Genomic DNA, 8,355 nt, shown 5'->3' with positions numbered 1-8,355 from the left:
GGTTGGGCGGGGGCGGGGGGGGGCGGGGGGGCGGGGGCGGGGGGTGGGGGGGGGGGGGGGGGGGGGGCCGGCCCGCCCCCCCCCCCCGCGCCGCATCGGGCGTCAGTTCCAGGCGTTGTTCTGGTTCTGCGCGTGGGAGCCGTGCTGGCCCATGCCGAACTGCGCCGCGGCGCCCTGTCCGAGCTGGGCGTTCTGCGGCGGCAGCACCTCGCTGGGCTGCACCAGTGCGTAGCCGGTGCCCAGGAAGCTGAGCTCCCAGCCCTCACCGGTGTTGCCGCGGCGCCGCCAGACTCCGGTGGAGTGCGTCTGGGCCTGCATCTGCACGCGCAGCGAGGTGGACCAGGCGACGACGGCGTCCGCGTCGGCGTTGACGTACTTGTCGGGCGTGACCTGCATCATCAGCGGCTGCCCGGAGGTCATCAGCGCGACCTTGCCACGACCGCTGATGTTGAGCTGGTACTTGCCGGATCCGGAGATCCCGTACTGGCTGTCCACCGCGATGACCTCGGTGTGCAGGGTGGAGTCCAGGGCCAGCACGTAACTGCTGTCGACCGTGAGGCCGTCCTGGTCCACGTCCACGACGTGCACGTACTGGGCGAGGTTGGCCAGGTAGACCGTGCCCTGCCCGGAGCAGCGCATGAGGTCGAGGCCCTCGCCGGTGCGGCGGCGGGCACCCCGCTGGTTGGCGCTCTGGTACTCGCCGTCGAAATCGATGATGCCCTGGTAGGCGACCATGGCGCCCTTGCGGGCGAGGACGTCGTCGGATCCGGTCAGCGAGACCCGCAGCAGCTGCGGGTTCTGGACGGCGTACCGCTCCTGGGACTGCGCCTCGGCATGGGCGAAAAGTGAACTCTGCATGATGTGTCCGCTCCCCCTCAGCCCCGGGCCCGGAGCCGGTCGGTGCTGTCCTCGCTCGGCTGTACGACGACGATGCCCTGGCCGGAGAAGGCCATCTGGTAGGCCTCCCCGCTGCCTCGGCCGATCATCGACGAGGCCTTGAAGCTGCGCTTCCCCTTGACCTTCAGGTTCGGGGACCAGGCGACGAGCGCGTCCGGGTCCACGTACGTCTCGTCCTCGCCGCGGCCGCAGTCGACCACGATCGGGGTGCCGCGGGAGGTGATCGCGACCCATCCGGTGCCGGCGATCTTTACGTTGAACAGGCCCTGGCCGGCGAACTTCGCCATGCCCTTGACCCGCTCGACCCCCCACTGGAGGTGCGCGTCGAAGGCGAGCAGGTTGGTCCCGTTGACGGAGAGCGCGTCGTTGTCGAGGTTGATGACGACGACGTCGGCGCCGTAGTCGGCGAGGTAGAGGAGCCCGTCGCCGGTGCACTTCATCAGCGGGGCGCCCTCGCCCGTGAGCCACTGCGAGGCCATCTGACGGACGGCCGGCGGGTTGGGCTCGTACTGGACGAAACCCTCGTAGGCGACCATCGAGCCGGTGCGGGCGAAGAGGTCCTGGCCGCTCTGCATGGCGACCTTGAGCATGGCCCGGCCGTGGTTGCCCATGCGGGCCGTGACGGGGGTCGGGGCGTAGCCCGCGAGCTGCTGGTTCATTGCGTTCATGTCGGGCTCCCTCAGACCTCGTACGGCTGGACGACGATGAAGTTGCCGGGAGCACCGCGGAACTGGAGGTTCACGGTCTCCCCGCTGTGGCCGGGGTAGGCGTTGCGCCGGAGCCGGACCTGGCTGGAAATGATCACCTGTGAGGCGGCCGACCACGCGACGATGGCGTTGCTGTCCGCGAAGGTGGTGGGGGTGACGGGCAGGACGACCGGGACGCCGTGGGTCTTGACGATCACCGTGCCGGATCCCTGGAACTGCATGGTGAACAGGGCTCCGCCGGGAATGCCGTGGCCCTCGATCCGGCGGACCTCGTGCTGGAGGGACTCGTCGAAGGCGAGGACGTTCTCGGCGGAGACGCAGATGGCGTCGCCCTGGAGCTCGATGGCGTGCAGGTGGGCACCGGTCTCCGCGAGGAAGACCTGGCCGCGGCCGGTGCAGCGCATGAGCTGCATCTCCTGGCCGGTGGCGTTGCCGACGATGCGGCCGGCGAAGCCCGCTCCCTTGTAGCTGAAGTCGACCTTGCCCTGGTACAGGACCATGCTGCCCTGGCGGGCGAGGACGGCCTGGCCGCCCATCGAGAGGTCGACCCGCATGAGCTGCTGGTTCTGCGGGGTCCAGCGGGCGCCGGTGGGGGCCTCCTTGTACGGCTGGAGCGCTGCGGCGAGTCCGGCCGCGGCGGGGGCCGCCTGGGGGTGGTGACCGGGCTGCTGGCCGGGGAACTGGCCCGAAGCCTGACCGGGGACCTGCCCGGGGACCTGGCCGTATCCCGGCTGCTGGCCGTACGGCGCCGGGGCGGGCGGGGGCGTCTGGCCCGGGTACTGGCCGGGCAGCTGCCCGTACGAGGGCTGCGGGGCCTGGGGGGCCTGTCCGTAAGGCGCGGGGGCCGGAGGGGCGAGCGGTGCGGCCATGGTGGGGGCCGCGTGCACCGGGGCAGGCGCGGGCGCGGCGGGCTGCTGGTACGGCTGGGGCTGCGGGGCGGGAGCGGGCGCAGGGGCCGGGGCGCCGAAGGAGGGCGCGGGGGCCGGTGCCTGCGGGGCCGGGGCGCCGAAGGACGGCGCCGGGGCGGCGGCCTGCGGCGGCGGGGCGAACCCGGGGGCGCCGGCGGCCTGGGCCGGGACCTGCTGCTGCGGCTGCGCCTCCTCGGCTACCTCGCCGCCGAAGTTCCGCAGCAGCGCGTCGAGGCCGCCGTCGAAGCCCTGGCCGACGGCGGCGAAGCGCCATACGTCCTTGAGGTAGAAGTCGCCGAGCATCACGGCGCGCTCGGTGGTGAACTCCGAGCCGGTGAACGCGTACCGCACCACTTCCTCGCCACCCGCGACGATCCGGATGTAGCCCGGACCGACCTGCGACATCTGTCCGGCGCCGTCGATGGTGGCGGTGAAGGACAGCTTGTGGATGGACGCCGGAATGCGGTCCAGCGTCACCCGGAAGGATTCGGTGTCGCCGGCCTGTGCGCCGAGCTGCTGAATTGACTCCTCCGGCGACTTCGGCTGGTTGAAGAAGACGAAGTAGCGGTCGTCGGACAGCTGCTCGTTCGCGTCGAGGCCGAAGCAGCTGATGTCGAAGACGAGTCCGGGCCCGGCGATCTGCACGCCCACGTACAGATCGGTACCCGCCGTCAGATCACTGATCTTGGCCTTGTGGCCGCGTTGGAATTCCCTGGCCATACGTACGACCGTCCCCCATCCCGACTGTGAATGCGTGCCGCTCAGGCTAACGGCATCTGCCGACATCCAGCCAAGTCGGTACCGACCCGGTACACATCACGGTGCGTGACATCCCGGTCATTCGTCGCGCGCCGTGGGCACCTTCGGCAGGCGCTCGGCCGCGACCACGCCCTCCAGGTACCCGCGCGCCCGCTCGGTGCGGGGGTAGGGCTCCAGCAGTTCCCAGAAACGCGGGCCGTGGCCGGGTACGAGCAGGTGGGCCAGCTCGTGGAGGAGCACGTAGTCGACGACGTACTCGGGCATCCCCTGGAGGCGGTGGGAGAGCCGGATGCTGCCCTCGGCCGGGGTGCAGGAGCCCCAGCGGGTGTTCTGGTTGGTCACCCAGCGCACCGAGCGGGGGCGCGCGCGGCCGCTGAAGTACTGCTCGGACAGACGCTCCGCGCGGGCGGTGAGTTCCGCGTCCCCGAGGGTCCGCTTGCTCTCCTGCGCGGCCAGCTTGTCGAGCATGACGCCCACCCAGCGCTGCTCCTCGGCCTCGGACATCCGGGCAGGGATGAGGACGACCGTACGGTCACCCTCGCGGTAGGCGGATACGGTCCTGCGGCGGCGCGCGCTCCGGCGGACTTCGACGGCGCGCTGCGGGGGGTCGGCGGACACGGCACGACGGTACCCGGAAGGCCCGGCCGAAGTCGCGCCGCTCCGGCCTTCGAACGTGATCGATTCACAGCCGGTACCCGAGGCGCCCACGCTTTCCCTCTCATATGCCTGATAGCCCTTGCCTGTGGACAAATTCCCGCACGGAATCCGGCGGGCGGGCAATGTTGCGGGAGAGGACGTCAGAAGGCGGCGCAGTCGGCAGGGGAATCGGGGGACGGCGATGTATCCGAAGGTGAAGCCCGCACTGGCGCGGGCCTGGCGGGACCGGGAGAGCGTGCAGTTCGGGGTGACTCCCGCCCACGCGGTGGTGCTCGGCCCGGTGGACACGGCGACGGGGTCGTTCATCGAGCGGATCGACGGGACGCGCGGGATGGAACTGCTGAGGGCGGAGGCGTCCGGGATGGGGCTGCCGGACGGTCAGGCCGACGCACTGGTGCGACGGCTGGCCGGGGCCGGTCTGCTCGACGACGCCACCGCGGGCGGACCCCGGGCCCAGGCCGTGCGCGGACGGCCGGAGGCGCTGGAGCGGCTGGGGCCCGACCTGGCCTCCCTCTCTCTCGTCCACCGCGAGCCCGGCGGTGACTTGAGGGGCGTCGCGGCCCGCCGGGTGATACGGGTCCAGGTGCGCGGGAGCGGCCGGGTCGGCGCCCTGGTCGCCGCGGTCCTGGCCGGGGCGGGGGTGGGCCGGGTCGAGGTGCTCGACGGGGGCCGGGTGGAGGCGGCGGACGTGGCGCCGGGCGGGATGGGGCCCGGGAGCGTGGGCCGGCTGAGGGCCGAGGCCGCGGGCAGGCTGGTCCGCGAGGCGGCCCCGGGCCGTGCGCCGCGGGCCGGGGAGGAGGAGGGCCCGGAGCCCGGGCTGGCCCTGGTGGTGGTCGCGCCGCGGGACGGTCTGCAGGCCTGGGCCCCGGATCCCGACACCGCGGCCGGCTGGGTGGCCACGGGCACCCCGCATCTGTACGCGGGGGTGCTGGAGGGCACCGGGCTGGTGGGGCCGCTGGTGCTGCCGGGTGCCACGGCCTGCGCGGGCTGCATGGAGCGCGACCGGGTGGAGCGGGACCCTGCCTGGCCGAGGATGCTGGTGCAGTGGCGGTCGGCCCACCGCCGCCGCGCGGCCGGTGCCTGCGACCTCGGGCTGTCGACCGCGGTGGCCGGGCTGGCCGCGGCCCACGCCCTGTCCTTCCTGGACGGGGAGCTGCCCGCCTCGACCGCGGCCCGCTGGGAGGCGGCCCTGCCGGGCCTGCACTGGGAGCACCGGGCGGTGGCCGCGCACCCCGGCTGTCCCTGCGGGGCGGCCGTCCGTCAGGTGCCGGAGCCGGCGGGACGAGGATCGGGCTCCGGGCCGGGAGAACGGCCATGACAGGATGCCTGTGTCCGAGAGGCCACCCGAACCGCCGCTTGCGGCACAGCTGTCTGGGAAACGGAGGGGCGTATGTCTGATCTTCCCCGGAAGGCGGTCACGCGCACGGTCAAGCTCGCCGCGCTGCCGCTCGGCATGGCGGGCCGGGCCACGTGGGGGCTCGGCAAGCGGATCGGCGGGAAGTCGGCGGAGATCGTGGCGCGCGAGCTCCAGCAGCGCACGGCCGATCAGCTCTTCCGCACGCTGGGCGAGTTGAAGGGCGGGGCCATGAAGTTCGGGCAGGCCCTTTCGGTCTTCGAGTCGGCCCTTCCCGAAGAGCTGGCCGGGCCCTACCGGGCGGCGCTGACCAAGCTTCAGGAGGCCGCTCCGCCGCTGCCCGCGGCGACGGTGCACAAGGTGCTGGCGGAGCGGCTGGGCGAGGACTGGCGGGACCTCTTCGAGGAGTTCGAGGACAAGCCGGCCGCGGCGGCCTCGATCGGGCAGGTGCACCGGGCGGTGTGGCACGACGGCCGGGAGGTCGCGGTCAAGGTCCAGTACCCCGGGGCCGGTGAGGCGCTGCTGTCGGACCTCAGGCAACTGAGCAGGTTCGCCGGGCTGCTGGGGCCGCTGATTCCGGGCATGGACATCAAGCCGGTGATCAAGGAACTGCGCGAGCGGGTCACGGAGGAGCTGGACTACGAGCTGGAGGCCGAGGCACAGCGCTCGCACGCGGACGCCTTCGTGGGCGACGAGGACGTGGTCGTCCCCGATGTCGTGCACCAGGGCGACCAGGTGCTGGTGACCGAGTGGCTGGAGGGGACCCCGCTGTCGGAGGTGATAGCCGACGGCACCCAGGAGGAGCGCGACCGCGCCGGTCAGCTGCTGGCCCGGTTCCTCTTCTCCGGTCCCGCCCGCACCGGACTGCTGCACGCGGACCCGCATCCCGGCAACTTCCGGCTGGTCTCCGGGGCGGACGGCCGCACGCGGCTGGGCGTACTGGACTTCGGCACGGTCGACCGGCTGCCCGGGGGCTGGCCGAAGCCCATCGGCAGGTCGCTGCGGATGACGCTGGACGGTGACGCCGACGGGGTCTACGGGCACCTGTGTGCCGAGGGGTTCGTGAAGAAGTCCATCGAGCTCGACCCCGACGCGGTACTGGACTACCTGAAGCCGATCATCGAGCCCGCCGAGGCCGAGGAGTTCACCTTCACCCGGCCGTGGCTGCGCGGCCAGGCGGCGCGGATCGCCGATCCCCGCTCCCCCGCGCACCAGTTGGGCCGGCAGATCAACCTGCCGCCGTCGTACGTACTGATCCACCGGGTGACGCTGAGCACCATCGGCGTCCTGTGCCAGCTGGGCGCGACCGTACGGCTGCGGGAGGAACTGGAGTCCTGGCTGCCGGGGTTCCTGCCCGCGGAGTGACCGCCGACCCCGCCCGGGACGTGTCCCGGGCGGGGGCTCACCACCAGGACGAGTCGAGACGGCTCTCGATCGCCCGGAGGTTGGCGCGCGCGCAGTCGACGCAGAAGTACTCTCTGGCCCCGTTCTCGACCGAGCAGGTCCAGGAGGGCGGGGCGCCGTCGGGGGCTCGGGTGCCGCAGCGCGCGCAGACGACGGGCTGGGCCTCGGGTCCCGGCTGGGCGGGGTGGGGAGTCGGCTGGTCCACCTCCAGACGATATCCCCGCAGGGGGTGGCGGCGGCCCGCAACGCACCGGGGGGACCGGTCCGTTCGGACCGGTCCCCCCGGGTGGCTGTTCTCAGCTCCTACTGCATGACGGCCATGGCCAGCGCGCGCCGGGCGCGCAGCGAGACGCGCTCGGCTCGCCGCTGCATGCGGCGCGCGGCGACCAGGCGCGTGGCGTGACGCTCGGCGTCCGCCTCGCGCAGGCGGTCGTCCATATGGGCACGAGCCAGGGCTTCTGGGATGAGTTGCATTTCGCGGGTCCTGTTCTGACGCGAGGTGATCGCGCCGGCGGTGATGAAGTCTGCGTGGGCGGCGCCGTGCGGCTGCGCGCTCGTGGTGGTGTCGGTGGTCATGAGGGCCTGCTTCAAGGGGTCGTGCGTGAGGGGGCGGTCGATGGTTCCCGCGGCGTTCATGCCGCGACCGGGTTCTTGCGCGGGCGGCCACGCGGACGCTTGCGGGCTACGACGACACCCTGGACGAAGAGCTCGCCACCCCAGACGCCCCAGGGCTCGCGGCGCTCGATGGCGCCGGCGAGGCAGGCCTCGACGAGCGGGCAGGTGCGGCAGAGCGACTTGGCGTACTCGACGTCCGCCGGGGACTCGGCGAAGAAGACCTCGGGGTCGAAGGTACGGCACGGGACGGGTACGCCGAGGTTCTCGATGGCGTCGTCGAGCGCGGTCAGCGCGGTGAGCGGGGTCAAGGCGTGGTCCTCCGGGACTGCGGGCGGGGAGATCATGTGGGTCTGCGGTACGGACGGGGCGTGCGCTTCGAGTTGCACGGTGGTTTCTTCCTCGTCTGGTTCGGCTAGTCGTTCCGGCCGGTCGGCCGGGTGCGGCTGGTGGTACCTGGTTCTGCCAGTCCCGAGGCCCCTTCGCTCCGCCGTCCCCGTTCGGGGACAAACAGAAGGGCCGCGGATCCCGGGTGGGGTTCCGCGGCCCTGAAGGCGCCGGCCTGATCATGCGATCAGGCTGGATCACTCCAGGGTTCGAGCCCACGGAAGGCCCACATCAGGTGGTGCTGCTGCTTCGTCTGCTTCGTCTTGGATCCGGCACCGGCCGCGGCGGCGAGGGCATAGGCGCCATGCGCCTTTGCTTCCGCTGCCAGTACTGCCACCGGTGCCTGGGTCGGTCGCTCATTGCGCTCGCTGACCGGAAGGGTCGCCAGCAGGGCGGGGCGGTCAGCGGAAATCGCGGACACACCGGTACCCCGGAAGGAGACGGAACCGAGCAGGCAGGAAGCGTCGACCGAGCGATCGGTCATTTTGGTGAAGGTCATGAAGCTGGCCACTGGTCTCGCCTCCTCTCGGCGTCTCGGGGACCGGGCCCTGAGGCCTGTCCCATGCGTATTCGGATAAGTACAGCACGGATCCAGGGCTTCGGAGAAGCCACCGTTTCCGTTGCTAAGAACCTATGGGGATTGGCTGGGCATGTGCAAACTATTTTTCCG

General features: G+C 72.2%; 10 protein-coding genes. 2 read left to right on the top strand and 8 right to left on the bottom strand.

The window, feature by feature from the left end; all coding sequences use genetic code 11:
• Positions 1-102: 102 nt before the first annotated feature.
• The 4 genes from ACFWUZ_RS14855 to ACFWUZ_RS14840 form a co-directional block, all read right to left on the bottom strand.
• Entirely contained in the window at positions 103-858 is a 756-nt protein-coding gene (locus tag ACFWUZ_RS14855) for an AIM24 family protein (RefSeq protein ID WP_384372036.1), read from the bottom strand.
• 17 nt (positions 859-875) lie between these two features.
• Complete coding sequence (locus ACFWUZ_RS14850; RefSeq protein WP_384372224.1) at positions 876-1,556, bottom strand: AIM24 family protein; 681 nt, start codon at positions 1,554-1,556, stop codon at positions 876-878.
• A 20-nt stretch (positions 1,557-1,576) separates the two neighbouring features.
• A complete protein-coding gene (locus tag ACFWUZ_RS14845) occupies positions 1,577-3,232 on the bottom strand; it encodes a TerD family protein (RefSeq protein ID WP_384372034.1) in 1,656 nt (551 codons plus the stop codon).
• Positions 3,233-3,349: 117 nt separating this feature from the next.
• Complete coding sequence (locus ACFWUZ_RS14840; RefSeq protein ID WP_384372032.1) at positions 3,350-3,889, bottom strand: SprT-like domain-containing protein; 540 nt, start codon at positions 3,887-3,889, stop codon at positions 3,350-3,352.
• Positions 3,890-4,109: 220 nt separating this feature from the next.
• On the opposite strand from ACFWUZ_RS14840, the gene ACFWUZ_RS14835 reads away from it, so the two are divergent.
• Positions 4,110-5,246 carry a TOMM precursor leader peptide-binding protein gene (locus ACFWUZ_RS14835; protein ID WP_384372030.1) on the top strand — a complete coding sequence of 379 codons (1,137 nt, stop codon included), beginning with the start codon at positions 4,110-4,112 and terminating at the stop codon, positions 5,244-5,246.
• A 72-nt stretch (positions 5,247-5,318) separates the two neighbouring features.
• Positions 5,319-6,647 carry an ABC1 kinase family protein gene (locus tag ACFWUZ_RS14830; RefSeq protein WP_384372028.1) on the top strand — a complete coding sequence of 443 codons (1,329 nt, stop codon included), beginning with the start codon at positions 5,319-5,321 and terminating at the stop codon, positions 6,645-6,647.
• A gap of 37 nt (positions 6,648-6,684) precedes the next feature.
• Here the strand turns inward: ACFWUZ_RS14830 and ACFWUZ_RS14825 are convergent, their stop codons facing one another.
• The 4 genes from ACFWUZ_RS14825 to ACFWUZ_RS14810 all read right to left on the bottom strand — a co-directional run bounded on the left by ACFWUZ_RS14825 (position 6,685) and on the right by ACFWUZ_RS14810 (position 8,196).
• The gene (locus tag ACFWUZ_RS14825) at positions 6,685-6,891 is read right to left on the bottom strand and encodes a hypothetical protein (protein ID WP_384372026.1); all 207 of its coding nucleotides are present in this window, start codon (positions 6,889-6,891) and stop codon (positions 6,685-6,687) included.
• 98 nt (positions 6,892-6,989) lie between these two features.
• Positions 6,990-7,322, bottom strand: a complete 333-nt coding sequence (locus tag ACFWUZ_RS14820) for a hypothetical protein (RefSeq protein WP_384372024.1) — start codon at positions 7,320-7,322, stop codon at positions 6,990-6,992.
• Positions 7,319-7,687: a WhiB family transcriptional regulator gene (locus tag ACFWUZ_RS14815; RefSeq protein ID WP_384372022.1), complete on the bottom strand. Its 369-nt coding sequence runs from the start codon at positions 7,685-7,687 to the stop codon at positions 7,319-7,321. Before ACFWUZ_RS14815 ends, ACFWUZ_RS14820 begins: the two co-directional genes overlap by 4 nt.
• Positions 7,688-7,872: 185 nt before the next feature.
• Positions 7,873-8,196, bottom strand: coding sequence for a hypothetical protein (locus tag ACFWUZ_RS14810; protein WP_384372020.1), 324 nt, complete (start codon positions 8,194-8,196; stop codon positions 7,873-7,875).
• Positions 8,197-8,355 lie beyond the last annotated feature (159 nt).

Origin of the sequence: Streptomyces sp. NPDC058646 (genome assembly GCF_042716875.1) — a bacterium.
In the GTDB taxonomy this organism is placed as follows: Bacteria; Actinomycetota; Actinomycetes; order Streptomycetales; family Streptomycetaceae; genus Streptomyces.
Note: the sequence above shows the minus strand (reverse complement) of the source record. Positions and strands in the feature narration are given on the sequence as shown.